The sequence below is a fragment of the Ensifer sp. R1-3 genome (assembly GCF_056739175.1).
Window position 1 is genome coordinate 1,327,056 of record NZ_CP096516.1, and the last position, 24,521, is coordinate 1,351,576.

The 24,521-nt window shown below is 61.7% G+C and carries 31 protein-coding genes and 1 pseudogene; 18 read left to right on the forward strand and 14 right to left on the reverse strand.

Annotated features, from left to right (window positions below; all coding sequences use genetic code 11):
- Positions 1–5: 5 nt before the first annotated feature.
- Positions 6–350: a hypothetical protein gene (locus M1D43_RS23385; protein WP_017264966.1), complete on the reverse strand. Its 345-nt coding sequence runs from the start codon at positions 348–350 to the stop codon at positions 6–8.
- Between the two features lie 207 nt (positions 351–557).
- Positions 558–1,655: a DUF475 domain-containing protein gene (locus tag M1D43_RS23390; RefSeq protein ID WP_014527829.1), complete on the reverse strand. Its 1,098-nt coding sequence runs from the start codon at positions 1,653–1,655 to the stop codon at positions 558–560.
- A 354-nt stretch (positions 1,656–2,009) separates the two neighbouring features.
- On the opposite strand from M1D43_RS23390, the gene M1D43_RS23395 reads away from it, so the two are divergent.
- From M1D43_RS23395 to M1D43_RS23430, 8 genes are all read left to right on the forward strand, one after another.
- Positions 2,010–2,261 (forward strand): DUF982 domain-containing protein, encoded by a 252-nt coding sequence (locus M1D43_RS23395; protein WP_013850417.1) that lies wholly within the window; start codon positions 2,010–2,012, stop codon positions 2,259–2,261.
- Between the two features lie 109 nt (positions 2,262–2,370).
- Positions 2,371–2,652, forward strand: coding sequence for a DUF982 domain-containing protein (locus M1D43_RS23400; protein ID WP_010976115.1), 282 nt, complete (start codon positions 2,371–2,373; stop codon positions 2,650–2,652).
- A complete protein-coding gene (locus tag M1D43_RS23405; protein WP_010976116.1) occupies positions 2,630–2,878 on the forward strand; it encodes a DUF982 domain-containing protein in 249 nt (82 codons plus the stop codon). The genes M1D43_RS23400 and M1D43_RS23405 overlap by 23 nt, the downstream gene beginning before the upstream one ends.
- A 160-nt stretch (positions 2,879–3,038) precedes the next feature.
- Positions 3,039–3,461 (forward strand): low affinity iron permease family protein, encoded by a 423-nt coding sequence (locus M1D43_RS23410; RefSeq protein WP_026029654.1) that lies wholly within the window; start codon positions 3,039–3,041, stop codon positions 3,459–3,461.
- Positions 3,462–3,564: 103 nt separating this feature from the next.
- On the forward strand, positions 3,565–3,936 hold the full coding sequence (locus M1D43_RS23415) for a hypothetical protein (protein WP_164777829.1): 372 nt from the start codon (positions 3,565–3,567) through the stop codon (positions 3,934–3,936).
- Entirely contained in the window at positions 3,933–4,715 is a 783-nt protein-coding gene (locus tag M1D43_RS23420; protein WP_010976119.1) for an SDR family oxidoreductase, read from the forward strand. Before M1D43_RS23415 ends, M1D43_RS23420 begins: the two co-directional genes overlap by 4 nt.
- Positions 4,716–4,872: 157 nt before the next feature.
- Entirely contained in the window at positions 4,873–5,037 is a 165-nt protein-coding gene (locus M1D43_RS23425) for an antitoxin MazE-like protein (RefSeq protein WP_153320140.1), read from the forward strand.
- Positions 5,034–5,237: a type II toxin-antitoxin system PemK/MazF family toxin gene (locus tag M1D43_RS23430; protein ID WP_017267414.1), complete on the forward strand. Its 204-nt coding sequence runs from the start codon at positions 5,034–5,036 to the stop codon at positions 5,235–5,237. Before M1D43_RS23425 ends, M1D43_RS23430 begins: the two co-directional genes overlap by 4 nt.
- Before the next feature lie 299 nt (positions 5,238–5,536).
- Here the strand turns inward: M1D43_RS23430 and ltrA are convergent, their stop codons facing one another.
- The gene (gene ltrA / locus M1D43_RS23435; protein WP_122103568.1) at positions 5,537–6,898 is read right to left on the reverse strand and encodes a group II intron reverse transcriptase/maturase; all 1,362 of its coding nucleotides are present in this window, start codon (positions 6,896–6,898) and stop codon (positions 5,537–5,539) included.
- Between the two features lie 776 nt (positions 6,899–7,674).
- On the opposite strand from ltrA, the gene M1D43_RS23440 reads away from it, so the two are divergent.
- A complete protein-coding gene (locus tag M1D43_RS23440) occupies positions 7,675–7,977 on the forward strand; it encodes a DUF6074 family protein (protein WP_013850412.1) in 303 nt (100 codons plus the stop codon).
- A gap of 43 nt (positions 7,978–8,020) precedes the next feature.
- Here the strand turns inward: M1D43_RS23440 and M1D43_RS23445 are convergent, their stop codons facing one another.
- The 4 genes from M1D43_RS23445 to M1D43_RS23460 form a co-directional block, all read right to left on the reverse strand.
- On the reverse strand, positions 8,021–8,281 hold the full coding sequence (locus M1D43_RS23445) for a DUF982 domain-containing protein (RefSeq protein WP_010976125.1): 261 nt from the start codon (positions 8,279–8,281) through the stop codon (positions 8,021–8,023).
- Positions 8,275–8,751: a CBS domain-containing protein gene (locus M1D43_RS23450; RefSeq protein ID WP_013850411.1), complete on the reverse strand. Its 477-nt coding sequence runs from the start codon at positions 8,749–8,751 to the stop codon at positions 8,275–8,277. Before M1D43_RS23450 ends, M1D43_RS23445 begins: the two co-directional genes overlap by 7 nt.
- Before the next feature lie 296 nt (positions 8,752–9,047).
- Positions 9,048–9,311 carry a hypothetical protein gene (locus M1D43_RS23455; protein WP_498814279.1) on the reverse strand — a complete coding sequence of 88 codons (264 nt, stop codon included), beginning with the start codon at positions 9,309–9,311 and terminating at the stop codon, positions 9,048–9,050.
- Positions 9,312–9,442: 131 nt separating this feature from the next.
- Complete coding sequence (locus tag M1D43_RS23460; protein WP_010976128.1) at positions 9,443–9,724, reverse strand: DUF1236 domain-containing protein; 282 nt, start codon at positions 9,722–9,724, stop codon at positions 9,443–9,445.
- A 240-nt stretch (positions 9,725–9,964) separates the two neighbouring features.
- Here M1D43_RS23460 and M1D43_RS23465 point away from each other — a divergent pair, with 240 nt between their 5' ends.
- Positions 9,965–10,486 carry a sigma-70 family RNA polymerase sigma factor gene (locus M1D43_RS23465; RefSeq protein WP_010976130.1) on the forward strand — a complete coding sequence of 174 codons (522 nt, stop codon included), beginning with the start codon at positions 9,965–9,967 and terminating at the stop codon, positions 10,484–10,486.
- Positions 10,487–10,524: 38 nt separating this feature from the next.
- Here the strand turns inward: M1D43_RS23465 and M1D43_RS23470 are convergent, their stop codons facing one another.
- From M1D43_RS23470 to M1D43_RS23480, 3 genes are all read right to left on the reverse strand, one after another.
- On the reverse strand, positions 10,525–10,683 hold the full coding sequence (locus tag M1D43_RS23470; protein ID WP_015456716.1) for a hypothetical protein: 159 nt from the start codon (positions 10,681–10,683) through the stop codon (positions 10,525–10,527).
- Between the two features lie 213 nt (positions 10,684–10,896).
- Positions 10,897–11,085 carry a DUF3008 family protein gene (locus M1D43_RS23475; RefSeq protein ID WP_013850407.1) on the reverse strand — a complete coding sequence of 63 codons (189 nt, stop codon included), beginning with the start codon at positions 11,083–11,085 and terminating at the stop codon, positions 10,897–10,899.
- 212 nt (positions 11,086–11,297) lie between these two features.
- The gene (locus tag M1D43_RS23480; protein ID WP_498814281.1) at positions 11,298–12,638 is read right to left on the reverse strand and encodes an MFS transporter; all 1,341 of its coding nucleotides are present in this window, start codon (positions 12,636–12,638) and stop codon (positions 11,298–11,300) included.
- A 299-nt stretch (positions 12,639–12,937) separates the two neighbouring features.
- Here M1D43_RS23480 and cyoA point away from each other — a divergent pair, with 299 nt between their 5' ends.
- The 5 genes from cyoA (at position 12,938) to M1D43_RS23505 (ending at position 18,099) form a co-directional block, all read left to right on the forward strand.
- Positions 12,938–14,098, forward strand: coding sequence for a ubiquinol oxidase subunit II (cyoA, locus tag M1D43_RS23485; RefSeq protein WP_010976134.1), 1,161 nt, complete (start codon positions 12,938–12,940; stop codon positions 14,096–14,098).
- A 37-nt stretch (positions 14,099–14,135) separates the two neighbouring features.
- Positions 14,136–16,145 (forward strand): cytochrome o ubiquinol oxidase subunit I, encoded by a 2,010-nt coding sequence (gene cyoB, locus M1D43_RS23490; RefSeq protein WP_014527823.1) that lies wholly within the window; start codon positions 14,136–14,138, stop codon positions 16,143–16,145.
- Positions 16,142–16,774, forward strand: coding sequence for a cytochrome o ubiquinol oxidase subunit III (gene cyoC / locus M1D43_RS23495; protein ID WP_014527822.1), 633 nt, complete (start codon positions 16,142–16,144; stop codon positions 16,772–16,774). Before cyoB ends, cyoC begins: the two co-directional genes overlap by 4 nt.
- Complete coding sequence (gene cyoD / locus M1D43_RS23500) at positions 16,771–17,172, forward strand: cytochrome o ubiquinol oxidase subunit IV (protein WP_014527821.1); 402 nt, start codon at positions 16,771–16,773, stop codon at positions 17,170–17,172. The genes cyoC and cyoD overlap by 4 nt, the downstream gene beginning before the upstream one ends.
- Positions 17,173–17,307: 135 nt before the next feature.
- Positions 17,308–18,099 (forward strand): SURF1 family protein, encoded by a 792-nt coding sequence (locus M1D43_RS23505; RefSeq protein WP_014527820.1) that lies wholly within the window; start codon positions 17,308–17,310, stop codon positions 18,097–18,099.
- Here the strand turns inward: M1D43_RS23505 and M1D43_RS23510 are convergent.
- The 3 genes from M1D43_RS23510 to M1D43_RS23520 all read right to left on the reverse strand — a co-directional run bounded on the left by M1D43_RS23510 (position 18,083) and on the right by M1D43_RS23520 (position 20,014).
- Positions 18,083–18,613 (reverse strand): DUF992 domain-containing protein, encoded by a 531-nt coding sequence (locus tag M1D43_RS23510; RefSeq protein ID WP_010976139.1) that lies wholly within the window; start codon positions 18,611–18,613, stop codon positions 18,083–18,085. The two genes, M1D43_RS23505 and M1D43_RS23510, sit on opposite strands and share 17 nt — an antisense overlap.
- Positions 18,614–18,855: 242 nt before the next feature.
- Positions 18,856–19,476, reverse strand: a complete 621-nt coding sequence (locus tag M1D43_RS23515) for a DUF922 domain-containing Zn-dependent protease (RefSeq protein ID WP_013850403.1) — start codon at positions 19,474–19,476, stop codon at positions 18,856–18,858.
- A 76-nt stretch (positions 19,477–19,552) separates the two neighbouring features.
- Positions 19,553–20,014 (reverse strand): Lrp/AsnC family transcriptional regulator, encoded by a 462-nt coding sequence (locus M1D43_RS23520; RefSeq protein WP_010976141.1) that lies wholly within the window; start codon positions 20,012–20,014, stop codon positions 19,553–19,555.
- A 126-nt stretch (positions 20,015–20,140) separates the two neighbouring features.
- Between M1D43_RS23520 and ocd the strand changes: the two genes are divergently transcribed.
- Positions 20,141–21,208, forward strand: a complete 1,068-nt coding sequence (gene ocd, locus M1D43_RS23525; RefSeq protein WP_014527819.1) for an ornithine cyclodeaminase — start codon at positions 20,141–20,143, stop codon at positions 21,206–21,208.
- Positions 21,209–21,242: 34 nt separating this feature from the next.
- Here ocd and M1D43_RS23530 read toward each other — a convergent pair whose 3' ends face one another.
- On the reverse strand, positions 21,243–21,404 hold the full coding sequence (locus M1D43_RS23530) for a hypothetical protein (protein WP_013850401.1): 162 nt from the start codon (positions 21,402–21,404) through the stop codon (positions 21,243–21,245).
- 192 nt (positions 21,405–21,596) lie between these two features.
- On the opposite strand from M1D43_RS23530, the pseudogene M1D43_RS23535 reads away from it, so the two are divergent.
- Positions 21,597–23,137: pseudogene (locus M1D43_RS23535) on the forward strand (M10 family metallopeptidase C-terminal domain-containing protein).
- A 258-nt stretch (positions 23,138–23,395) separates the two neighbouring features.
- Positions 23,396–24,517 carry an efflux RND transporter periplasmic adaptor subunit gene (locus M1D43_RS23540; RefSeq protein ID WP_017273174.1) on the forward strand — a complete coding sequence of 374 codons (1,122 nt, stop codon included), beginning with the start codon at positions 23,396–23,398 and terminating at the stop codon, positions 24,515–24,517.
- The last annotated feature ends 4 nt before the right edge of the window (positions 24,518–24,521 follow it).

The window sequence follows — 24,521 nt, forward strand, 5'->3', positions numbered from 1 at the left end:
CGCCATCACTCCATCGAAGCAGCGGCCTCGGCCAGAGGGGCGGACTCGGTCGGAGTCGCAGGCACGTCCGCCGCTGCCAGAGGGCTTCCCTCGATGTTGCCGCCCCTTCCCCATGTCGCGGCAAGGCTCATCAGTTCCTCCATTTCCCGCCGGAGCCGATGCCATGCCAGGATGTCGTCCGCGTGCGTCGCATTCGTGCGCGGATCATAGAAGCGGTCTATGTCGTCGCCGGCGCTCCTGCGGGCGGCCTCAAGCCGCCCCTTCAAGGCGCTCGACTCCTCCTTCAGCGAAAAATACCGGCGCATTACCGCAATCAGGGCAAGATCGTTCGGACTGGCGTTCACAAGCATTCCTCCGCATAATTTCTTCAGCCCGACGGCGCAGGGGCACGCGGCCGGCAGGGCCGGCCCCAATTGCCCAAGACTTTGGCACTTTTCCGGCAAGACAGGAGAAAATGCGGCGTACGAAAAAGAACGACCCGGGCGGAATTTCCGCCGGGTCGTTCTTTGTCCTGATGAGGCCTTTCGGCCGGATGGATCCAGGGACCCGGGTTTGGCTCAGACCTCGACGCGTCTGCGCCCGCGCGTGTCGTCCTCGACCAGCTCCATTTCCCGCCTGTTGTGCCGGATCGAAGACCAGAGCGAAAGACCTATGAGGCCCGCCCCGCCGAGGCCGGTAATGACTTCGGGAATGTGGATCAGCGTCTGGAAGTACATGACCACGGAAAGGATCAGGATTGCGTAGAAGGCACCATGCTCCAGGTAACGGTATTCACTGAGCGTGCCCTTCTCGACCAGCATGATCGTCATTGAGCGGACATACATCGCCCCGATGCCGAGCCCGATGGCGATGATGAAAAGGTTCTGGGTCAGAGCGAAAGCGCCGATGACCCCGTCGAAGGAGAAGCTGGCGTCGAGCACTTCCAGATAAAGGAAAGCCCCGAAGCCCCCCTTCGCCGCAGCGCTCATCGTCTGCTGCGAGGCGTCGAGCAGACCGCCGACCACCTCGACCGCCAGGAAGGTGAGGAGGCCGTAAACGCAGGCATGAACGAAGACCACGGCTTCTTCCGCTTCGAGCAGCCTCGAAAAGCCGAGTATGAGCGCAAGCACGAAGGCAATTTCGACGCCCTTGATGGTCGCAAAGCGTGCCATCCGACTCTCCAGCCATGCGATCCAGTGCACGTCCTTCTCATGATCGAAGAAGTAGGTGAGACCGACCATCATCAGGAACGTACCGCCGAATGCGGCGATCGGCAGATGCGCCTCGTGCATGATCCGGGAATATTCCTCGGGCCGGGACGCAGCGAGGATCACGGCATCGATCGGACCGATACCCGCGGCGATGACCACGATCAGCAGCGGAAAGACGATGCGCATGCCGAAAACGGCGATGAGGATGCCCCAGGTCAGGAAGCGTTGCTGCCAGACTGGAGTCATGTCCTTGAGCTTGTTGGCATTGACGATGGCGTTGTCAAAGGACAACGAGATTTCCAGAACGGCAAGCACGGTGCAGATGAAGAACACCGTCATCATTCCGCCGATGGTGCCGGTCGACTGCCAGCCGAGCCATCCGCCAAGCAGAAGCCCGGCAGCCGTAACGATGAACGCCCATTTGAAATAACCGAGGGCGGTTGTCTGTGCGCTGGATCCGGTCATGTGCGAACCTCCCCTCCACGCGCTGTGGAAGCGTTGGCGAAAGGGAGATTTCCGGAGACAAAAAAACGCACAGCCGTATGGGCACATGCGTGAGGCATGAGATCAGTTTTCATGATAGCTATATCCGCCGGCGTGACTTGCTGGCGGTACCGACATCACGAGAGCGCCGTAAACTCTCGCCAGAGGGGCCCGGCACCAATGTTCATCCCGCATTCCGATGTCCAAGAGCGGGACGCCTCTTACTTAGCGATGCCGCGCCTTGCGTCAAGAGGCAGCCGCCTGCTTGCGGCGGAACCAAAAGCCCTTCTCCCAAGTTTCATTTCCAACCGGCAACAACCCGCGAGGCTAGGCGTCATGCATTGTTTCTGGTGGGATAAGAGTGTCGAATTGGAACTGGGAACCGAGGGCAAATATCGCGACGTGAAAAGCACGCGCGAGGCCGTAGAATGCCTGCTGCAGCGGTGGCCGCGCCGGGATGGACCGGCGCTGGCCGCAGCCAAGCGCGTATGCCTTCAGGCTCTGGATGGCAAGGTAAAGACCGAAAGAGCCCGCAGGGCCTTTATAAAGGCAGCAGAAGAGGCACATATTTCGATCCGCAGCCATTAGACCAAGACAATTTTAGGTTCAAACGCGTCGAAAGACGCGGTCGATCGAGTTTCGGAGTGGGACGCGGGAGGCGCCGTGCTGGCGGCTTCGGATTGGGCGAGGAAGAACGATGTACGAGATCCCATGGAGCAAGCCCGTCAATATCAACATGCTCGACGGCAGGTGCCGCACGGTTGTCGGCCCGCTCGACGCGATGCACTGCCTGCAAAGCGAATGGCCGGTGCGGGACGGCGCCTATTACGGCTGCGCCATACGCGCCTGCAATGCGGCGCTCAAGCGCAGAAAGAGGCCGGAAGACGCGCGGGCTGCCTTCATCGCCGCTTTGCGGGAGGCCTTTCTGACGGTCGTGCCTATGCAGGAGGAAGGTCATGGACCCCGGCCCCTGGAATGAATGCGTCCCCGTGCGGATGCCCGATGATCCGCAGATCCACATGGTGTCGAACACCCGTCAGGCGGTCGAGTTGCTGACGAAGCGCTGGCCGGTGAGCCACGGCCAGGCTTACCAGGCGGCAATCGACATCTGCATGGCGGTGCTCGAACGCGAATCCCCGGCTTATGTCGCGCGGGTGGCCTTCGTCGCTGCCGCGAAAGAGGCGCAGGTCAATATCGTAAGCTGACCCGTATTGAGCGGGAGGAGAACCGCATGCGTTTCCCGCACGCATGCGCACCGATTCAACCTGCCTACGGAGCGTTGCGCGGCCGACGGAGCTTGGCGTCGAATGGGAACTCTTCGCCTGCTTGCGTGTTGATCAGCGGATCAACAACGTGGGATACCCGATGCCAAAGGCCAATGGTTTCAGCAGGTTTGCAAGTACGGTGGCGGAATATTCCGGGCGCCCCGCCGTCTTTGTCCTCGCCCTTGTATCGATAGCCGTGTGGGGCCTCACAGGCCCGATCTTCGGTTTTTCCCAGACTTGGCAACTCGTCGTGAATACCGGCACGACGATCGTCACCTTCCTGATGGTCTTCGTCCTTCAGAACACGCAGAACCGGGACGGCCGGGCGCTTCAGGCGAAGCTCGACGAGCTCATTCTCACCAGCGCGGCTGAGAACAGTTATGTAGGCATCGAAAGGCTGGACGAGAAAGAGCTGAAACGCCTGGCCGAGATCCTCCAGCAGCACGCTCACGATAAAGACGATCACACGCTTCGGGAAAAGGTCTCAAGCGTTATCAGCCGGCGGCCGCCGACCCGGAGCTAGGCGTCGGAACCAAAACACGCCGCATCCGTTTGCCTGACGAATGGCGGGCAACCGCAGAACCCAATGCGGCATGGAAGCGCCGCAGCGAGCGAGGAGGTGCCCTATGCATCTTGTTGGTACACAGGTTATCCCCGAACAGGGCGGAAAAGCCGGCTTCACGGTTGAGTTCGTCGGCGAAGGCGGTGAGATCGTCTCGGTCTCGATGCGCGGCGACGCGGCCGCAAACCTCAACCGGCTCAACGCCATTGAAAAGGCGCAAGCCGTCATGCGTGAGCTCGCGAGCGCCGATTGCAGCACGATCGAGGACTCCCAGGAAACCTCGAAAATCCACCGCAGCGCACGCGGCGCGAAGGACACGGATGAAATGGAAAGGCAGCTCGACGAGGGCCTCGAGGACACATTCCCCGCCAGCGATCCGGTATCCGTTACGGTTTCCACTATCCCGACCGACGGCGCGAAGAACGGTCAGCCATGAACCAGCCGTCGCCCGTTGCCTTGATCACCGGTGCGGGGTCCGGCATCGGTCGAGCCACCGCGCTTGCGCTTGCGGCAGACGGCGTGACAGTCGGAGCACTAGGGCGCACCCGCACGGAGGTGGAGGAAGTTGCCGACGAGATCGTAGGTGCCGGCGGACAGGCCATTGCACTGGAGGCGGATGTCTCCGACGAGTTGCAGATGCGCAATGCAGTCAGGGATCTCGTGCTTAAGTTCGGCCATTTAGATATCGTCGTCGCGAATGCCGGCATCAACGGCGTCTGGGCGCCTATCGACGACCTGAAACCTTTCGAATGGGACGAGACGATCGCCGTCAACCTGCGCGGCACCTTTCTGACCTTGCATCTGACGGTTCCCTACCTGAAACAGCGAGGGGGCGGCGCCATCGTGGTCGTTTCGTCGATCAATGGCACCCGGACCTTCACGACACCGGGCGCCACGGCCTACACGGCTACGAAGGCGGCACAGGTTGCGATCGTTCAGCAATTGGCGCTGGAGCTCGGTAAGCACCACATTCGGGTCAACGCCGTTTGCCCCGGTGCGATCGAGACGAACATCAGCGACAACACCAAGCTGCGCCACGAAGAGGAAACGGCAATTCCCGTCGAATGGCCAAAGGGGCAGGTGCCTATTACCGACGGGCAACCGGGGCGGAGCGAAGACGTGGCGGAGCTCATCCGTTTCCTCGTCTCCGAGCGCGCGCGCCACGTGACCGGAAGTCCCGTTTGGATCGACGGCGGCCAAGGCCTGCTTCGATAACCCCTCCCGGCGTCAAGTTCCTGCGATGATTTGAGCGTTTTACTTTTGGGTTGGACAAAGACAGCTCTCTGTCTGCCGCGCTCCTATACGTTACATCGATCGGAGTTCCGTCGTGCCGACGCCTGTCACTTAACGAGTAAAAAAGCGCCGAGACGCGCTGCGGGCGGCCGGGTTGCGCCCCGTGCAAATATGGATTCCGGATAACCGCCGCCCAGGTTTTGCCGACGAGTGCCGGCGCCAGGCGGAGGCGGTCGCCGCGGCTGATGCTGCCGCCCGCGACCTGGATGCCTTCATTGACGCCGCTCTGTCCGATGATGCATGAAGCGTGGCGATCTCGTTACCATCGCCCTGCCGGTGGACTTCGGGAAGCCCCGGCCTGCCCCGATCATCCAGGCTGATTTGTTCGAGGACACCGGCACGGTGACTGTGCTGCTGGTGTCGGAAGCGTTGCTCGATGCCCCTCTGTTGTGGCCAACGGTACGACCGACGCCGGAGAGTGGGCTTGGTAACCGTCACAGATAATGATCGACAAGGCCATGTCGGTGAAACGAGAAAAACTCGGCCCGCCTTTCGGCCGGCTAGACGACGAAACGATGCTTTCCGTCGCTCGCTCGCCGCTTATTTGGTCTTGCCTGATATGCGTTTCCTTCGGGAGTGCGCTGTCAGAGCATTTCTTGCGAAAGAGCCATGGGGTTCGCGATCGTGACAAAGCGGGAATTCAACAAGCAAATCCGATCGGCATAGGGGGCGGCCGTTGTGACCGCGCCCCTGCCACACCACCCGGCATGCGGGTCCGCACCGGGCGGTTCGAAGAGTTGAGGTCAGGCGAGGCGGGGGATACGGAGGGCATCCATCCACCTGAGGGTTAGGACCGAATTGAGCAACATGCCGCTGTTGCGCCACCATCTGCGGCTGTTGACCGCGATCTGCCGTGCCACTTCGGGCTTGGCGCCCTTGGCAAGCAGGGCCTTGTAGGTGGTCTTGCCACGCTTCCAGTGCTTGAGCTGGATCGCGCGCACCCGGTGACGCATCCATTCCTCCAGCTCCTTGAAGAGCCTTGGAGTTTGTGCCAGCCGGAAGTAGGCTTTCCAACCCAGAACATAGACGCGCAGGCGCTCGGCCACTTCCGCCATGCTGCGCCCGCCCGAACGGCGGGTCAGTTGCCGGACGCGGCGCTTGAACGCCTTGAGCGGCTTGTCGGCCACCCTGCGCTTGACCGCGCCATCCCGGCCCCGCCAGAAGCTGAAGCCGAGGAACTTGCGGCCAAACACACTGGTAACCGCGCTCTTGCCCTCGTTGATCGTCAGGTGCAGCCGTCCGTAAAGCCGCCGCAGAAGCGCCATGACCCGTTCGCCCGCCTTGCGGCTGCCAACGTAAACGTTGCAGTCGTCCGCATAGCGCACGAAGCAATGGCCCCGGCGTTCCAGTTCCTTATCCACCTCATCGAGCAGCACATTGGCCAGAAGCGGCGACAGCGGCCCGCCTTGCGGCGTGCCCATCACCCGCTCCTGGACCACGCCATGGTCCATGATGCCGCTGTTCAGATAGGCCCGGATCCGGCGGATAACCCGCTTGTCCGATATCCGTTTGCTGAGGCGGTCGATCAGGATGTCGTGGTTGACCCGGTCGAAGAACTTCTCCAGGTCGACGTCCACGACAATCCGCCGGCCCGACTGCACGTATGACTGCGCCTCGAGGACAGCGTCATGCGCACTACGGCCCGGACGGAAGCCGTGGCTGTGCTCGCTGAAAGTGGGATCAAGGAGCGGCTGCAGCACTTGCAGCAGCGCCTGCTGGATCAAGCGATCCGTCACCGTCGGGATGCCGAGCTCGCGCTCGCCGCCATCCGGTTTCGGGATCGTCACCCGTCGCACCGGCATCGGCCGGTACGTTCCCGCCAGAACCCGTTCGCGGATGCCAGGCCACGACGTGCGCAGATGAGCCGCGGTCGCCTCGATGGACAGACCGTCCGCACCAGCCGCGCCCTTGTTGGCCTTCACCCGTTTCCAGGCTCTTTGCAGGTTCTCGCGCGCCAGGGCCGCTTCCAGCAGCCCCGGCCCTGTGCTCTGCGCGTCACAGCGCGGGCAGGTCGCTTCATCGCTGCCCGGTTCAGACAGGGCTTCACCCTGTCTCCCCCCGGACCGCCCCGCTCTCGCGGGCATCTGATGCCTGGCTTCCTGCATCGCTATGCCTCAAGCCCTCCTCTTCGTTCGGTCCTTCGCCGCGGATACGGCTACTACGACCTCTGCTGACTTCTCGCTCCGGCTCGACACCGTCGCCCTTTCAGGCGCAAGGCGAGATCTCCCCGGGTAAGAACGCATTCCTTCACCGCACCACCGCCGGATCTACGCCGCCGCCCCTTGGTCACGAGAGCTTCGCGGTTCATGGCCCGCTCGCCCTGGTCGGCACCGCCTCATATCCGGTTCTTGTTCATCGGCACGCGGTTTACGCTCCACGCTTCCTCCCCACGCTCGGTCACCCTCACGCAGTTGCGCTTCACTTCACTCGCTGTGACCAGCTCGTGGCGGGACTTCCACCCGCAGGAATGCGCCCATGCCGGGCGCACCACAGGAAAAGGCCCCGCCCGGGGTGGCGGGGCCCACTATTTTGTTCGTTATTATTGAGGAGCGCGTGGATCCGTAGGGGCTTTGCGGAGAGGGAACTTGTTCCACGCGATCCGACTGTCAAACCGTGCAGCGATGCGTTTGTTCCCTTAGATCACGATGTTTTTAGGTCGGTTCGACCTAAAAACATCGTGATCGATTCCAAGAAGTTGAGACGCGGGATGCGGGCGGAAAACGGCACACACTTTTCCTCATCCCGCTCTAGCACCGGATAAAGTCGTCCCGCCCGGATTTTTCCCGGACAATACCGCCGAAGAGGGGCAAGCGATCGCGGCGAATGAATCGTTAACCATCTAGCCGATAGAGGTGGCTGGTGATGAACGTAAGGTGATTCGATGGCAGTTGAGTTTGGTGAACGAACCATGGTCCGGGGCGGCGAAGTCGTCGCGTTTCCTCTGGCGGCACGCGCCAGCGATGTCGACCGCTGCGCGCGTGAACTCGACCGGATACATGGGGCCGCTGCAGTCCGCTACTGGAAAAGCGAATGCCGGAAGCTCGCCGAGCAGCTTTCCGCACTGGGTCTACGGGAGGACGAGATCCGAAACGAGGTCCTCGAGTTCCAGGCGGAAGTCCAGATCGCTATCGCCGGGCGCTATCAGGAGCCGGCGGCCCGGAACCGCTCCGATAGCCGCCCATGATCCTTTGATCATTCAGCAGTCTTTGTAACGCGGACCTGATCGATCACCCGGTCCAGCTGTGTACGCTGAACTGCGCTTCCTCGGCAGCCTTAATGAAGGCGGTGCGTGCGACATCGGGCTCGTCATCCCCGTCGATCACCCGCTCGCAGGCCGCGAAGGCATCGCGCTTTGCTTCTCCGTCGGCAATCGGCCAGTGATTTTTGAGGCAAAGAAAAGCGTCACGGGTGCTTTGTACCCGGAGGACACGGTTTTCACCTGCCTCCAGAATCACCGCTTCGCTCCAGAGACGATCCTGCGTCAGCATGTCGACATTCCTTCAAGCTGGGTATCGACGGGGGCAGGCCGGTTGATCCCCTCGAGAACGAGACCGCCTAGTTCCGGATTGGCCCGGCTGATGTCCCCAAGAGCCACGATGCCGGCCGCGTGTCGCTTCCCGTTGACGACGACGAGACGTCGGATTCGCAGGTCGTGCATCTTCTGGGCGGCAAGCAGGAGGCTGTCGTCCTCCTCGCAGGATTCGGCGGCGACCGTCATGAACTCGAACACGGCCGTCGAACTGGACAGCCCTTGTGCGACCACGGAGGTGACTATGTCCCGATCCGTGACGATCCCGAGGATCGTTCCGACACCCGGCGTTTCCACAGGCACCGCGCCAACCCCGGTCTCAGCCATTAGCCGGGCGACGGATTGCGCCGTATCGGTGGGCGAAACGGTGAAAACCTGTCGAGACATTACATCCCGAACACGGATCATCTTGTCCTCATAGCCGGCCATCGATGAGACTCCTCCCATTGATCGAGGCCGGAACTGCCACTTCATCTGCCGTCGACTTCTTGAGAGTGAGGTCGACCCGGTAAGGGACAATAACCTGAGGTTGCCAGGTATTCCGCCCAGATTTCTTCGGATTTGGATTTTCAGGCGGCCGGGCAAATTTCGGACGCTTCTGTTTCAGTCGAACGCGCACGATACGCTCCCTTCTCTTGCGTGGACATGCGGGGGCTGAAAACGCAGCCTTTTGGTTAACGCACGAAGGTAGAAGGGGTTCCGGTCTAATCGCCCGGGCGGCCGTCTCAGAGCGGCTCAGGATCCAGATCCGTCCGGGCCCTCGCATCCTGCAGGATGGAAGCGATTTCCGTCGTCATCGCGTTCTGCCTAGCAAAGGCTTCCGAGGGTACGACGCCGGGATCTTCCTCATGGTCCTGAACGATCGGGACATCTTCCAGGGCACGGTTGATCTCCGCCCAGACGTCCTTGTGGCGGTAAAGCGCGGATAGAACGGCAACAAGGATTTCTCTTTGCGCCACCAGCCGAAACTCGATTCTTTGATTTTCCATGGTGCCCCCAGAGGCTTGCGTGGCGGCGCCAACCGCCACGCTCGTGATTCAGGGGATAGGAGCCGCACGAAGCAGACTTGCGCATGCATGCTGCGCACCTACAGCGCCGCGTCTCCGTCAGACGCGCAAAGCTACTGCAAGACTTCCACGACCGTGTGCGTCTTCGGATTTACGACAACGCGCTTATCGTTGACGATGGCATAGGCAAAATCGGGCTGGTCCGGAATCGTGTGAATCTCCACCGTTTCGGGAATCGGTTGCCCGACCACGATCTCACCTTCGTAGGCGATAGAAGGCGTGTTCTGCTCCATTACATAGGTTCTTACTTCGCCCGGCAGGACGACCGTCGTCTGCGCGACGGCCGATGAGCCGATCAAAAGCAGGGCAGCAGTCATAGAGGCAATTCTCTTCATGGCGTTCTCCTTCCACTCAACTGGATGTCCCTAGACCACTCAAACTGGTGATGTCGCTTTTGGTTCCCGTGGGCGGGCGGCGGAGTTGCCGGCATATCTCCGCGTGAATGGCCGTACGATCAGGTGCCGGATTGATGCGCGCCCGGAAATATCCCCAGAGCCTCAGGAACCAAAGGGCCGGAAAGGCATTTCCTAACGTCACCTGGAGAAATCATCATAGGCAGAAGGGCAATATTCGACATGCCTGCTATCGGCGGTCACGCATCGCGACAATCACCGTTGCTTGAGGAGCAAGTCGTCGATCTGATTCCCGCTCTGCGGGCTTTCGCGCGTACGTTCACGTCAGCGTCGTTCGAGGCCGACGACCTCGTGCAGGAGACATTGCTCCGGGCGCTGAGAAGCATCGAGCAGTTCGAGCCCGGCACGAGTCTCAAGTCCTGGCTGTTCACGATCATGCGCAATGCGTTTCGCACGCAGTACAAGATTCGCACGCGGGAAAGCCCGGGGAGCACCAATTGCGCCGAATTGCCGATTCCAACCGCGCCGTCGCAGGAGTGGTCCGTCCTCAACGGCGAGCTACGCAGCGCGCTTGGGGCTCTTTCACCGGAGCACCGCGAAGTCCTCGTGCTCGTTGCCGGGTTCGGAATGAGCTATAAGGAAGCCGCTGACATATGCGACTGCGCGATCGGTACGATCAAGAGCCGGCTCAGCCGGGCACGCGACGAACTGACGGCGCAAATGCACGGAAATCCGCTGAACTGAGCGGACGAGCGGCTCTGTGCTGGCAAACCGGCTTCCGGTTAGCGCTTCCGATCGTCAAGGGCCTTTTGCAACTCCCGCGCCAGTTCGAGAAGTCGCTCCGGGACCGCTTCCTTGCGCATCTTCTGGACGAGCGACGCAATCCGCTCGTCAACGGCCTTTTCCGCGTCCGCATCCGCGGAAGCCCTGCTATCGTCCATTCGCCCGTCCTTAATCACGACCCGGATCCTGCTACAGAATATTGTTCCCGCTTAGCGCTGTAAATGATCAAAACGGCGGGCGTGAAAGGGCTACAGCCATGGTGAGCTGAAACATTCTTCCGACCGTGAGGGTAAACCGGAAACTTTATACCTCGGCCCGAATACCGTTTACCGACGCGTTCCGCAAGCGCACCGCGCTTTCAGCATGCGCGGTTACTTGTCCGAGACGTGTTCCTTCTTTCCCTTGCGCTTGGTCGAGGCCATTTCCTCGAGTTCCTTCTCGGTCATGGACTCTTCCATGCCCTTAGAGGCGCCCTTGAGTTCGCTCTTCTTCTTCTCGCCTCGTTTGGCGGCAAGGGCCGCGCCGGCGGCCTTCTGCTGCGCCTTCGACTTTGCAGGCATGGCTCCTTTCTCCTTTCGGTGCATGGCACTCACCGCAATGCACGGAACCAGTTCGCTCCCGCACCGCGCGTCGCTGCCGGAACCGGCGAGACTCGATTATGTTCCGCCGTTCGAGCGAGCTTTACGGTTCTGGTCGGCGGAAACAATGACGGAAGCTCGGGGGCACATGGCGGGACGGGAACGAAGGCGCTTCCGTCCCGATTTCCTTCGCTCTATTCGTTGTCGATCTCCAGTTTCTTGCTGAAGACCAGCGCGAGGATCGTGCAAAGGGCGCCGGAGAGAAGATAGTAGCCCGCGTAGGCGAGCCCGAAGCGGCTGGTCAGCCCTAGTGCCACCAGGGGCGCAAAGCCTGCGCCGATAAGCCACGACAGGTCCGAGGTGAGCGCCGCCCCCGTATAGCGGTAGGCCTTGCCGAAGCGCGACGCAACGGCTCCGGCGGCCTGGCCGAAGGAGAGGCCGAGGATCGTGAAACCGACGATCACGAAGACATCGCGACCAGTGGCGCCAGCCTGGAGCAGCATCGGGGCGACGAAGCTGAAGATCGCGATCAGGACCGCGCAAATTCCGAGGTGATTGCGCCGGCCGATACGATCGGCAATCAGCCCGGAAGCGATGATGGCGAGGATGCCGCAGACCGCGCCGAGGAACTGCACCATCAGGAACGAACTTGCGCCATGATCCGTGTAGATTTCCACCCAGCTGAGCGGAAACACAGTCACCAGATGGAAGAGAGCGAAGCTTGCAAGCGGGACGAAGGCGCCGACGAGAACGTTGCCTCCATTTGCCCTGAGCACTTCCGTGACCGGGGCCGCCTGAAGTTCGTGCAGGTCGAGCAGCGTTCCGAATTCCTTGGTCATGACGAGCCGCAGGCGCGTGAACAGCGCGACGACGTTGATCGCAAAGGCTACGAAGAACGGGTAGCGCCAACCCCAGGCGAGAAAGTCCGCTTCCGAAATCGAAACGAGAAAATAGGCGAAGAGGGCGCTGGCGAGCATGAAGCCGAGGGGCGCGCCCAGCTGCGGAATCATCGCGTACCAGCCGCGATGGTGCTGCGGCGCGTTCAGAGCGAGAAGCGAGGCGAGCCCGTCCCAGGCGCCGCCAAGCGCAAAACCCTGACCGAGACGAAAGACGGCAAGGAGCACGATGGACCAGGCGCCGAGCGTCGCATAGCCCGGCAGGAAGGCAATCGAGGCCGTCGAGCCTCCGAGAAGGAAAAGCGCGATCGTCAGCTTGACGCCTCGGCCGTAAGTCCGGTCGATGGCCATGAAGACCAGCGAACCGACCGGTCTTGCAACGAAGGCGAGCGAAAAAATGGCGAAGGAGTAGAGCGTCGCCGTCAGCCGATCGGGGGCGAAAGGAAAGAAGAGCTGCGGAAAGACGACCACCGAGGCTATGCCATAGACGAAGAAGTCGAAGAATTCCGCTGCCCGGCCGATGACGACGCCGATGGCGATATTGCCGGCGGATACGGGCGTGTCGTCGTGAATGCGCCGCGCGTCGCGCTCCATCGAAGAGGACGACGGTCCCAGGGACTGTTGCATTGCACTGCTCATCAAACGCCTCCCGCGCTCGCACGGGGGCTAAGAACATGCGGTGTTCCGCCGCACCCGCTCGTACTCTCAAGATGAGAGCGCAAGGCTCCCTTGGAGGGATCTTGACCAATCAACCGTTCATATCAAGGGGAGAAACGCGAAATAATGCGTTTCACGTCCTCACTATCTGCAAGCGGCGGAAGATGCTGCGTCGCAAAACGACTGCGGCGGATTGCTGCAGTGCGACCATCGACCTCATACCTTTCCCATCCACTCTACTTTAGTCGCAGGGCCGTCGAAACAAAATAGAGCTCCGAGCCGTGCCAGAACTGTTGAAGTTTTCCCGCCGCCTCGCCGTTTTGCCGCTTTTCCTCGTGATGGCGGGATGCGACATGGTGGTGATGTCGCCATCCGGCGATATCGCTGCGCAGCAACGCGATCTGATCGTCATATCGACGATCCTCATGCTGCTGATCATCGTCCCGGTCGTTTTCCTGACGCTTTTCTTCGCTTGGCGGTATCGGAGGTCCAACACGAGCGCCACCTACGATCCGGAGTGGCACCACTCGACGGCGCTCGAGGTGGTGATCTGGTCGGCACCGCTTGCGATCATCATCGCGCTCGGGGCGATTACCTGGATCAGCACGCACAAGCTCGACCCCTATCGACCGCTCGACCGGCTGGATGCGGAAAGGGCGATCCCCGCGGATGCCAGACCGCTCACCGTCGAGGTCGTGGCGCTCGACTGGAAATGGCTGTTCTTCTATCCCGACCTCGGGGTCGCGGCCGTCAACGAGCTCGCAGCGCCCGTCGACGTTCCGATCCATTTCAAGATCACCGCCTCCTCGGTGATGAACTCCTTCTATATTCCGGCCCTTGCCGGCCAGATCTATGCGATGCCGGGCATGGAAACAAAGCTCCACGCGGTGATCAACAAGCCGGGCGAATATGAAGGCTTCTCGGCCAATTACAGCGGCGACGGCTTTTCCCACATGCGCTTCAAGTTCCACGGGCTCGACCGGCAGGGCTTCGACGATTGGGTCGCGCGGGTGAAGGCGCAGGGAACCGCGCTCAACCGCGACGCCTATCTGAAGCTCGAAAAGCCGAGCGAAAGGGAGCCGGTCCGCTATTACGCCGCGGTCGAGGACGGCTTGTATCGGGCAATCCTCAATCTATGCGTCACACCCGGCAAGATGTGCATGGAGGAGATGATGCACATCGACATGATGGGGGGCGCCGGCAAGGAGAGCGCCGAGAACCGGGAAAAGCTGGAATACGACAACAGGCATTCCCTGGCGGAAGGAGCACCGGCCGCAACGCACCCGGCGACGGGCACACCCGCGCGCAGCCAGCAGGAGCCGCAGGGCACTGGCGCCGAGGAGCCGATGCAGCACGATATGCCCATGGGAGGACACGAGGGACACTCGATGCCGGGCATGAACCATCAGAGCGATCCGGCACCGCCGCAGCTCAACCATTGAACACGGCGCGTTGCGCTAACGATTGAACAGGTTTCCCATGTTCTCCGATCCAGATTTTCTGAAGCTCATCTTCGGCCGGCTTACCCTCGACGCGATCCCTTATCACGAGCCGATCCTCGTCGTGACCTTTCTCGCCGTCGCGCTCGGCGGCATCGCGCTGATCGGCCTCATCACTTATTACCGCTTCTGGGGGACGCTCTGGCGCGACTGGCTGACGAGCGTCGACCACAAGAAGATCGGCATCATGTACATCATTCTCGCGCTGGTGATGCTGCTGCGCGGATTCTCCGACGCGATCATGATGCGGCTGCAGCAGGCGATGGCCTTCGGCGGCTCGGAAGGTTACCTGCCGCCGCATCACTACGACCAGGTCTTCACGGCACACGGCGTCATCATGATCTTCTTCATGGCGATGCCCTTCGTGACGGGGCTGATGAACTTCGTCGTGCCGCTGCAGATCGGTGCGCGCGACGTCTCCTTCCCCTTCCTCAACAATTTCAGCTTCTGGATGACGACGGCCGGCGCGATCATCATCATGCTGTCGCTCTTCGTCGGCGAGTTCGCGCGGACCGGATGGCTTGCCTATCCGCCGCTGTCGGGCGCGGACTACAGCCCCGGCGTCGGGGTCGACTATTACATCTGGGGCCTGCAGATCGCCGGCATCGGAACGACGCTGTCGGGGATAAACCTCATCGCCACCATCGTGAAGATGCGCGCCCCCGGCATGACGATGATGAAGATGCCGGTCTTCACCTGGACGTCGCTCTGCACCAATGTGCTGATCGTCGCCACCTTCCCGGTGCTGACCGCGACGCTGGCGCTGCTTACGCTCGACCGTTATGCCGGCACGAACTTCTTCACCAACGACCTCGGCGGCAATCCGATGATGTATGTCAACCTCATCTGGATCTGGGGCCATCCGGAGGTCTACATCCTCATCCTGCCGGCCTTCGGCATTTTCTCGGAAGTCGTCGCGACCTTCTGCGGCAAGCGGCTCTTCGGCTATGCCTCGATGGTCTATGCCACGGTCGTCATCACCATCCTCTCCTACATCGTCTGGCTGCACCACTTCTTCACCATGGGCTCGGGTGCGAGCGTCAACGCCTTCTTCGGCATCACGACGATGATCATCTCGATCCCGACCGGAGCGAAGATGTTCAACTGGCTCTTCACCATGTATCGCGGCCGCATCCGCTACGAGGTGCCTATGCTGTGGACCATCGGTTTCATGGTGACCTTCGTCCTCGGCGGCATGACCGGCGTCCTGCTTGCCGTTCCGCCGGCCGATTTCGTCCTGCACAATTCGCTGTTCCTCATCGCCCACTTCCACAATGTCATCATCGGCGGCGTCGTCTTCGGGCTGATGGCAGGCGTCGTCTACTGGTTCCCGAAGGCCTTCGGATTCAGGCTCGATCCGTTCTGGGGCAAGATGTCCTTCTGGTTCTGGCTGACCGGCTTCTACTTCGCCTTCATGCCGCTCTACGTGCTCGGGCTCATGGGGGTCACGCGCCGCGTCAGCCAGTTCGAGGATCCCTCGCTGCAGATCTGGTTCGTCATCGCGGCCTTCGGCGCCTTCCTGATCGCGCTCGGCATCCTGTCGATGCTGATCCAGCTCGTCGTCAGCTTCGTGAGGCGCGAAGAGCTGCGCGACACGACCGGCGACCCCTGGGACGGGCGCACGCTCGAATGGTCGACCGCCTCGCCGCCACCGGATTACAACTTCGCCTTCACCCCGCTCGTCCACGATCAGGACTCCTGGTGGGATATGAAAAAGCGCGGCCACAGCCGGCCGCTTGTAGGCTTTAAGCCGATCCACATGCCGAAGAACACCGGCACAGGCGTCATCCTCGGAGCGATCAGCGTCGTCTTCGCCTTCGCCATGGTCTGGTACATGTGGTGGCTGGTGATCCTCTCCTTCGTCGCCATGGCGGCGATCGCCATCGGCCACACCTTCAATTATGACCGCGACTTCCACATTCCCGCAAACGTCGTCGCCGACACAGAGGGCAAGCGGACCGAAGCGCTTGCCGCCGAGGTGCAAGCATGACCGAGTTCCATACCGAACGCGCGCTCGATGAGGGACAGGCGCCGGCCTTCTACCTGACGGAGGAGCATCACCCCGAAGGGAGCACGATGCTCGGCTTCTGGCTCTATCTGATGAGCGACTGCCTGATCTTCGCGGTTCTCTTCGCCACCCATGCGGTTCTCGGCCGCAACTATGCCGCCGGCCCCTCGCCCGCCGATCTCTTCGACCTGCCGCTCGTCGCGGTGAACACGTCGATGCTGCTTTTCTCCTCGATCACCTACGGCTTCGCCATGCTGGCGATGGAACGTTACGATAAAAAAACGACGCTCGCCTGGATGGCCGTCACCGCGCTCTTCGGCATCGCCTTCGTCGGGCTCGAGCTCTACGAGTTCGCGCATCTGCTCCATGAGGGCGCCGGACCGCAGCGTAGCGCCTTCCTGTCGTCTTTCTTCACGCTCGTCGGCACGCACGGCCTGCACGTGACCGCCGGCATCGTCTGGATGTTCGTGCTCATGGCGCAAGTCGCAAAGCGCGGACTGATCCCGGAAAACAAGCGCCGCCTCATGTGCCTTTCGATGTTCTGGCACTTCCTCGACGTCGTCTGGATCGGCGTTTTTTCCTTCGTCTATCTGATGGGAGTTCTGGGATGAGTACGCACGCACCTTCGCACGAGGACGCTTTCGAGGCCCATCATGGCCACAGCCATGGTCACGACGCGGGACACGGAACGCTGAAGAGCTACATGACCGGCTTCGTCCTCTCCGTCATCCTGACCGCGATCCCCTTCTGGCTGGTGATGGCCGACGTTCTCGACAGCGCCGTCCTCACCGCCGCGATCATCATGGCCCTCGGCGCCCTCCAGATCGTCGTCCACATGATCTTCTTCCTGCACATGAACACGCGTTCCGAGGGCGGTTGGACGATGATGGCGCTGATCTTCACGATCCTTCTCGTCGCCATCGCGCTTTCCGGCTCGCTCTGGGTCATGCATCATCTGAACACGAACATGATGCCGATGAGCCCGGAAATGATGAAGAACATGCCGTGAATCGGGACTTCGCCCCTCTCCTCGGGTTTAACCCGAGGACTAACCCTCTCCCCGCATGCAGGGAGAAGGTGGCGGCAGCCGGATGAGGGGGCGCAAGCCTCGATCATATTGGTTCCGCTTCGAAGCAGGAACGTCATGAGCGACACCGAACTCACCTCCAGCCCGCACTCCCGGCTCTCGCTTGCGATCCTCAGCATCCTCGGCCTCCTGCTCATCGCGGCTTTTGCTGCGCTCGGCACGTGGCAGCTCAAGCGCCTCTCCTGGAAGCTCGACCTGATCGCCCGGGTCGAGGAGCGCGTCCACGCGGCACCCATGCCTGTGCCGCCCCGCAACGACTGGCCGAACGTCAACGCCGCGCGAGACGAATACCGGCACGTCGCTCTCCAGGGCCGCTTCCTCAACGATAAGGAAACGCTGGTCTATGCCGCAACCGAACGCGGCGCCGGCTATTGGGTTGTGACGCCCCTTGCAGCTGCCGATGGGACGACGGTGCTCGTGAACCGCGGCTTCGTACCGACGGAGAGGCGTGAGGCATCGACGCGGCGGGAAGGCCAGATCGAGGGCGAAGCGAAGGTCACCGGCCTCATGCGCATGGACGAGCCTGACGGCTCGCTCCTGCAGTCGAACAGGCCCGGGGAAAACCGTTGGTATTCGCGCGACGTGGGTGCGATCGCTGCGGCGCGTGGCCTCTCCGAGGTCGCGCCCTACTTCGTCGACGCGGATGCCAGCCCGAATCGCGGCGGGCTCCCCGTCGGCGGACTGACGCGCGTCGTCTTTCCCAACAATCACCTCGCTTATGCCGTCACCTGGTACGGTCTCGCGGCCATGACGGTGGGTATGCTGGTGATTTTGTGGAGGTCGGCGAGGAGATCGGTCCCGGCGCGGCGTAACGGCCGCGCCGGCGAAGACATCAATTCGCGGAGTTGAGGGTCATCGACGTGCCCGCGGCCGCGACGTTGAGACCGAGCTGGCCGGTGACGCTGACCGTCTGGAGGTGGATCGAGCCGGAGGTGCCGCCGACGAGGACATTGGCGCCCACACCCGCACCGAGCGTCGCCTCGGCGCTCGCGCCCTTATAGATACCGCTCAGAGAACCATGGTGGTAGCCTGCCGTCGGCGCGAACACGGCCCAGATCAACCGGCTGCGCATCGTGAAACCCACGTCGATCCCGAGTTTGCGAATTTCACCCGTGTAGCGATCCTCGATCACATCGCCGCCCAGCGACCGGAAGGCGCACTCGACCTCTTTGGACGAACCGAGCACGTAGCCGGCGCCGCCGCCGATGTCGCATTCCAGATAGCCGATCTTCACACCGCCGCGCGCGTCCTGCATCGCCGGCGGCGGCGCCGGCTCCTGATAGGTCAGATCGGCCGCATTGGCGCCCGCGGCGGCAAACGCGATCGTGACCGCGGAAAACGCCATGGCGAGAGTCTTCTTCATGCATCTTCTCCTTTTCGGCTCATCATCGGCAGAAACCCCGGCCGATCGTCCGAAACAAATTCAGTAATGTCAGCTGCACGGAAAGATTTCGTGCCGCTATGCCTGCCACTCAGGCGGGCTCACGTTTTCGTTGCATTGAGACAATTCGGAGGCAGGCTCGACAACATCTTGCTTTTGCGCAGAAGTGTTGCCTTTCGGCCAAAGCCTCAAGCGCGCCGCCTCGAACGGATCTGCCACGCGCATCAGCCCCCGTTCACGAGATTGAGGATGAGCTGGTGAACATTGCCGCCGTCGCTGAGCTCGGCCTTGTCGAAGTCGCGGCTCTTCTGTCTTTGCGCGCGGGAGATTTCGCCGAGCCGCTTCGTCATTTCGGATTTGATCTTGCGGCATTGGGGATCGTCGGCAACGGTGAGGCCCACGGTGGCGGCCTCGATGGCGCTCACCATCTCCTTGATGAAGTCGCCATGGACCAGTTCATGCTTTTTCACGCCGGCGATGAAGGTCTGCCAGTGCGTCTCGATCCCGGCCGGCAGCTTTCCGGCAAGCTCCGGCAGCGTATACGTGATGGTGAGCTTCGGCAGCGCCGACGCAAGCACGCAGGCCCCGTCTCGCTCCTCGTATTTCCGCCTCCAGGTGAGTTTGAAGCTCGTATGGGCGATCGCGCGCCCGAGGCCGCCCACCTGCGGTCCTCGTTCGCCGATGGAAGCGTAGAGCTCCGGTCCGGACTGCCCGGTGATCGCGTAGGTCTTGATCTTTTCGACCGCCTGCCATTCCGCCCGGGCAGCCGCCGGCGTCATGAGAACACAGGCCAACAGAAAACAAGTTCGACGGCCCGCCAAGCCAACCCCCACGAAAACCTTCATTGAATGCGGGCGCAACCTAACGGGGATGGGCACGGCTTTCAATCGTCCCGATCTGCCCCTACGCGGCTGCTGCCGGTCAGACGCTGCTCAACAGGAGGCTGGTCTCGCTGTTGGCGACGCCGTCGATCATCCGCACCTCGCGCAGGATCCGGTCGAATTCGGAGAGATTGGCCGCCCGTATGTTGGCGACCAGATCCCAGTTGCCGTTGGTGGTGTGCAGCGTAAAGATCTCGGGCATGCCGCGCAGTTTGCGAACCACCTGCGTCGTGGACTTCCCCACAACCTCGATCATCATCACCGCATGAACCGTGTTGACGTCGTAGTCTTCCCTGACGCGCACCGTGAACCCGAGAAGCGTCCCGGTCTCGAGCAGGCGGTCCAGGCGATTTTGCACAGTGCCGCGCGCCACGCCCAGCGCGTCGGAAAGTTTGGAAAGCGATGCCCGCCCATCAGCGCGCAGATGCGCAATGATCCGGCGGTCCAGATCATCCGGGGTGTATTTTGCAACTGCTGAATCGCCAACTCCTGTTCTGCTCATATTGCACAATCCGACTGGAAAAATTGCTCAGTTCGGTGCCGAAAATAGCACATCTTTGCGCTTTCGACCAGCGCGCTCAATCGCTACCCTGTCCTGGAATATAGCAAGCCGCCAAGAGGAACCTCCATGTTCTCCCCGCTCCCTTCAGCCAAGGCCATGGTGCCCTTCGTCAGCGTCGACAACATGATGCGCCTCGTTCATCACCTGGGCATCGAGACGGTTCTGGCAGAGCTCACGGACACCATCGAGGCGGATTTCCGCCGCTGGGAGAGCTTCGACAAGACCCCGCGCGTTGCCAGCCATTCGCGCGACGGCGTCATCGAACTGATGCCGACCTCCGACGGCATGGTCTACAGCTTCAAATATGTCAACGGCCACCCGAAGAACACCGCCGAGGGGCTGCAGACGGTGACCGCCTTCGGGCTGCTCGCCGAGGTTTCGACAGGCTATCCCGCGCTGCTTACCGAGATGACGATACTGACGGCGCTCAGAACCGCCGCAACCTCGGCGATGGCCGCACGGCACCTGGCACCGAAGGGTGCGCGCACGATGGCGATGATCGGCAACGGCGCCCAGGCCGAGTTCCAGGCGCTGGCGATGAAGGCCGTCTGCGGCATCGACACCATCCGGCTCTACGATATCGACCTTCGGGCAACGGAGAAGGCCGCCCGCAACCTCGACGGTTCCGGCCTCAAGATCCTGTCTTGCAGGTCCGCCCAGGAAGCGATCGAAGGCGCCGAGATCGTTACCACCTGTACGGCCGACAAGCAGTTCGCCACGATCCTCACCGACAACATGGTCGGCGCCGGGGTCCACATCAACGCAATCGGCGGCGATTGCCCCGGCAAAACGGAATTGCATCGCGATATCCTGAAGCGCTCGGACGTCTTCGTCGAATACCCGCCACAGACCCGCATCGAGGGTGAGATCCAGCAGATGGCGCCGGACTTTCCGGTCACCGAACTCTGGAAGGTCGTCACCGGCGAGGCGCAGGGCCGCCGCGATGCCCGCCAAATCACCCTCTTCGACAGCGTCGGCTTCGCCATCGAGGATTTCTCGGCGCTCCGCTACGTGCGAGCCCGCCTTCCCGGCACAGATTTCTACCAGAATCTCGACATGATCGCCGATCCCGACGATCCGCGCGACCTGTTCGGCATGTTGCTCAGGGCAAAAGAGAACGAAGAAACGATCTGAGCGCTTCCAGGAAGGGTTTTCCGTCCGGCCCGCCTCACCGCCCCTGCAGACGCGATATCGCCTTACGGGCATCTCCAACGAGGGGATGGCCGGGATGACGGCGGATGAAGCGTTCGTAGGCTTGCACGGTATTTTCCGCCCGTACTGCCTCGAATTCCGATCTCACGGCCCGCTCATAGTCGGGTGGCTTTTGCATTTCCGCTCCGCTTGGGCTTCATCGCGCCTTGCGCGGCAGGCGAAGACATTGCCAAAAATCCCAGGGCAAGCAACTGCACCGCTTTGCGAAATGTCACTGACCGCTCCAATCCTATCGATCTGGTTACATTAACAGTAGCCAGTGTCGGCGATAATTGCTAATCAGTCGACACAACAATAGCGGGAATCCTGAATGAGCGGTACCGGTAGGCCCCTTAAGTTCGCCAAAGCAACTGGAAACAGCGTTGTCGATTCGCTGCTGACGGGAGTTGCCTGGGCCGGAACGATTACCTATTCGTTTCCGACTTTGGCCAAAAGCTACGCCTACGGATTTGAAAAGTACTTCGGCTTTACCTCGGTATCGGCGACACAGAAAAATGCGGCCCTGTTCGCCATGGAGCAATCCTTCGGCCCGGCGGCCAATGACGGCTTTTCCGTCGAGGGCTTCACCAATGCCAGCTTCGCGCCGGGAAGTGCCGGCACCGCGACAATCCGCTTTGCGCAGACGGCGCTGGCGGAGACCTCCTATGCCTACCTTCCTGCGCTTCATGCGGCAGCAGGAGACATTTGGTTCGGCACAGCCTATGCCGGCACGGCGGAAACGACTATCGCAAACCGGTCGCCGGGAACTATGCATGGCACACGCACCTGCACGAACTCGGTCATGCGCTCGGGCTGAAGCACGGCCACGAGTCGGACGTCTACGGTGCCACACCGGCTCAGTACGATTCCATCGAATATTCCGTCCTGTCCTATAGGGCATATGTCGGTGCCGACACCGGCGGGAGTTATTCCTACGAGCAGTTCGGTGCACCGCAGACCTTCATGATGGGCGACATTGCCGCGCTGCAGGAGATGTACGGTGCCGACTTCACGACCAATAGCGGCAACACGGTCTACAAGTGGACGCCCGGCAGCGGCGCCACTTTCGTCAATGGAGCCGTCGGAATCTCGCCGGGCGCCAACCGCATCTTCGCAACCATATGGGACGGCGGCGGCAAGGACACCTACGATCTGACGGCCTATACGACCGCTCTCAAGGTCGATCTCAGGCCCGGCAAGGCTTCGACCTTCAGCATCGACCAACTCGCCTGGCTCGACGGCGGCCCGAACGGCGGCTTTGCCGCCGGAAACGTCTTCAATGCGCTGCTCTACCGTGGCGACACGCGCTCTCTGATCGAAAACGTCAAGGGCGGCTCGGCCGGCGACGCGATCACCGGCAATCAAGCCACCAATGTGCTGTGGGGTTATGCTGGCAACGACACGCTGAACGGCGATACGGGCAATGACGTGCTCTACGGCGGCTCCGGTTCCGACAGGCTCTACGGCGGAAAGGGCAACGACCAGATCTTCGGTGAGACCGGCAACGACCTGATTTACGCGGGCGCGGGGGCGGACCGTTTGAACGGGGGCAGTGGAACCGACAGCTTCGTGTTCAAGGCGCTCTCGGATTCGACCGCCGCAGCATCCGGACGCGACACTATCTTTGATTTTACGCCGAAATCCGACCGGATCGATCTTTCCGCGATTGATGCCAACACGTCGATCGCCGGCGATCAGGCGTTTCTCTTCGCCGGTACTGCCGGCTTCGGCGGCAAGAAGGGCGAGTTGCGTTACGTCCGGGATGTCTCCGACACCTACATCTACGGCGACGTGAACGGCGACAGGAAAGCGGACCTCGCCATACATCTGGATGACGCCGTCACGCTGCAGAAGGGCTACTTCGTCCTGTAGACCGCGCCGATTTGAGGTCGGATCGACCTCAAATCGTGAGCGCGCCTGCAACCGGCTCCGAAGAACTGCGGAAGCGTCCTACATGACTGATTTGCGGACACAATCTCCTTTCCAATTCGCCACCGTGCGGCTAGCATGAAAAACAGGAGCAATTTGAAGTTGCGCCGCTTGAATTGCGGCGTGACTTGAATCGAGGAAAGTGCTGAGATCCCACTCGGTCAATGCGGGTCCCACACAAGCCGTTCAGGGGAGCATTGCATGCGCGTTTCGAGAGTTCTGGCTGCGGCTCTTTCATGCGGGCTGCTCACGACCATCGGCATCGTCGCGGGAAACGCTTATGCACAGCAGCCCCCTCCAGCCGTCACCGTGGCGCCGGCCGCGATCATGGACCTGCGCGAAAGCGTGGATCTGACGGGCAAGGTCGTTGCTGTTCAGAAGGTCGACATCCGCGCCCGTGTGTCCGGCTTCCTCGAGAAGGTCAATTTCGAGGATGGGCAGAAGGTCTCGGCGGGAACGGTGCTTTATCAGGTGGAGGACGGTGCCTATCGCGCCGCCCTGCAGGAAATCGACGGTTCGATCGCGGCAGCGGAGGCTCAACGGGACCTCGCCGTTCTCGAACGTGACCGTGCCCAGCGGTTGATCGCCACCAATACGGTTGCGCAGGCGACGCTCGACACTGCGAACGCACAGGTGAAAAAGGCCGAGGCCGATATCCTGCGCCTCAAGGGCAGCAAGCAGAATGCCGAACTCAATCTTTCCTACACGAAGATCCTCGCGCCGTTCGATGGCGTCGTCGGCCTGACCACGGTCGATGTCGGCGCCCTCGTCGCGCCGGACAGTGGATCGCTGGTGACGCTGACGCGCCTCGACCCGATCTATGTCGAGTTTCCCGTCGCGACCTCTCTTTATTTCTCCTACCGCGAGCGCGTCGAAAAGGGTGAGATGTCGAGCGGCGCCAATGTCAGCATCACGCTTCCGAACGGCACCGACTACCCGGAGAAAGGCACGATAGACTTCGTCGCGAGCACGGTCTCGCAAGGGACCGACACCGTCACGGTTCGCGCCGAGTTTCCCAATCCCGGCGGGACCCTTCTCGACGGCACGCTCGTCAGGGTCGTTCTCGAGCAGTCCGATCCGCAGGACGTGCTCGCCGTACCACAGCAGGCGGTCCAGCGCGACCAGCAGGGCGCCTTCGTCATGGTGGTCGACGCCGATTCCAAGGTCGAGCTTCGCCGCGTCGACGTCAGCCGCTCCAGCCGCGGCCAAGCCGTCGTCGCCAAGGGGCTGAAGGAGGGCGAGAACGTCATAACGGAGGGCGTGGGCAAGGTGCGGCCGGGGATCGTGGTCGACGCTGTAGCCGCAACGACGACGGGTGGCTGAGCCG

Excerpts from the sequence above, each read along its gene's own strand:
- M1D43_RS23385 (WP_017264966.1), bottom strand. The coding sequence starts at position 350 with ATGCTTGTGAACGCCAGTCCGAACGATCTTGCCCTGATTGCGGTAATG.
- M1D43_RS23390 (WP_014527829.1), bottom strand. The coding sequence starts at position 1,655 with ATGACCGGATCCAGCGCACAGACAACCGCCCTCGGTTATTTCAAATGG.
- M1D43_RS23395 (WP_013850417.1), top strand. The coding sequence starts at position 2,010 with ATGCATTGTTTCTGGTGGGATAAGAGTGTCGAATTGGAACTGGGAACC.
- M1D43_RS23400 (WP_010976115.1), top strand. The coding sequence starts at position 2,371 with ATGTACGAGATCCCATGGAGCAAGCCCGTCAATATCAACATGCTCGAC.
- M1D43_RS23405 (WP_010976116.1), top strand. The coding sequence starts at position 2,630 with ATGGACCCCGGCCCCTGGAATGAATGCGTCCCCGTGCGGATGCCCGAT.
- M1D43_RS23410 (WP_026029654.1), top strand. The coding sequence starts at position 3,039 with ATGCCAAAGGCCAATGGTTTCAGCAGGTTTGCAAGTACGGTGGCGGAA.
- M1D43_RS23415 (WP_164777829.1), top strand. The coding sequence starts at position 3,565 with ATGCATCTTGTTGGTACACAGGTTATCCCCGAACAGGGCGGAAAAGCC.
- M1D43_RS23420 (WP_010976119.1), top strand. The coding sequence starts at position 3,933 with ATGAACCAGCCGTCGCCCGTTGCCTTGATCACCGGTGCGGGGTCCGGC.
- M1D43_RS23430 (WP_017267414.1), top strand. The coding sequence starts at position 5,034 with ATGAAGCGTGGCGATCTCGTTACCATCGCCCTGCCGGTGGACTTCGGG.
- ltrA (WP_122103568.1), bottom strand. The coding sequence starts at position 6,898 with ATGCAGGAAGCCAGGCATCAGATGCCCGCGAGAGCGGGGCGGTCCGGG.
- M1D43_RS23440 (WP_013850412.1), top strand. The coding sequence starts at position 7,675 with ATGGCAGTTGAGTTTGGTGAACGAACCATGGTCCGGGGCGGCGAAGTC.
- M1D43_RS23445 (WP_010976125.1), bottom strand. The coding sequence starts at position 8,281 with ATGCTGACGCAGGATCGTCTCTGGAGCGAAGCGGTGATTCTGGAGGCA.
- M1D43_RS23450 (WP_013850411.1), bottom strand. The coding sequence starts at position 8,751 with ATGGCCGGCTATGAGGACAAGATGATCCGTGTTCGGGATGTAATGTCT.
- M1D43_RS23455 (WP_498814279.1), bottom strand. The coding sequence starts at position 9,311 with ATGGAAAATCAAAGAATCGAGTTTCGGCTGGTGGCGCAAAGAGAAATC.
- M1D43_RS23460 (WP_010976128.1), bottom strand. The coding sequence starts at position 9,724 with ATGAAGAGAATTGCCTCTATGACTGCTGCCCTGCTTTTGATCGGCTCA.
- M1D43_RS23465 (WP_010976130.1), top strand. The coding sequence starts at position 9,965 with ATGCCTGCTATCGGCGGTCACGCATCGCGACAATCACCGTTGCTTGAG.
- M1D43_RS23470 (WP_015456716.1), bottom strand. The coding sequence starts at position 10,683 with ATGGACGATAGCAGGGCTTCCGCGGATGCGGACGCGGAAAAGGCCGTT.
- M1D43_RS23475 (WP_013850407.1), bottom strand. The coding sequence starts at position 11,085 with ATGCCTGCAAAGTCGAAGGCGCAGCAGAAGGCCGCCGGCGCGGCCCTT.
- M1D43_RS23480 (WP_498814281.1), bottom strand. The coding sequence starts at position 12,638 with ATGAGCAGTGCAATGCAACAGTCCCTGGGACCGTCGTCCTCTTCGATG.
- cyoB (WP_014527823.1), top strand. The coding sequence starts at position 14,136 with ATGTTCTCCGATCCAGATTTTCTGAAGCTCATCTTCGGCCGGCTTACC.
- cyoC (WP_014527822.1), top strand. The coding sequence starts at position 16,142 with ATGACCGAGTTCCATACCGAACGCGCGCTCGATGAGGGACAGGCGCCG.
- cyoD (WP_014527821.1), top strand. The coding sequence starts at position 16,771 with ATGAGTACGCACGCACCTTCGCACGAGGACGCTTTCGAGGCCCATCAT.
- M1D43_RS23505 (WP_014527820.1), top strand. The coding sequence starts at position 17,308 with ATGAGCGACACCGAACTCACCTCCAGCCCGCACTCCCGGCTCTCGCTT.
- M1D43_RS23510 (WP_010976139.1), bottom strand. The coding sequence starts at position 18,613 with ATGAAGAAGACTCTCGCCATGGCGTTTTCCGCGGTCACGATCGCGTTT.
- M1D43_RS23515 (WP_013850403.1), bottom strand. The coding sequence starts at position 19,476 with ATGAAGGTTTTCGTGGGGGTTGGCTTGGCGGGCCGTCGAACTTGTTTT.
- M1D43_RS23520 (WP_010976141.1), bottom strand. The coding sequence starts at position 20,014 with ATGAGCAGAACAGGAGTTGGCGATTCAGCAGTTGCAAAATACACCCCG.
- ocd (WP_014527819.1), top strand. The coding sequence starts at position 20,141 with ATGTTCTCCCCGCTCCCTTCAGCCAAGGCCATGGTGCCCTTCGTCAGC.
- M1D43_RS23530 (WP_013850401.1), bottom strand. The coding sequence starts at position 21,404 with ATGCAAAAGCCACCCGACTATGAGCGGGCCGTGAGATCGGAATTCGAG.
- M1D43_RS23540 (WP_017273174.1), top strand. The coding sequence starts at position 23,396 with ATGCGCGTTTCGAGAGTTCTGGCTGCGGCTCTTTCATGCGGGCTGCTC.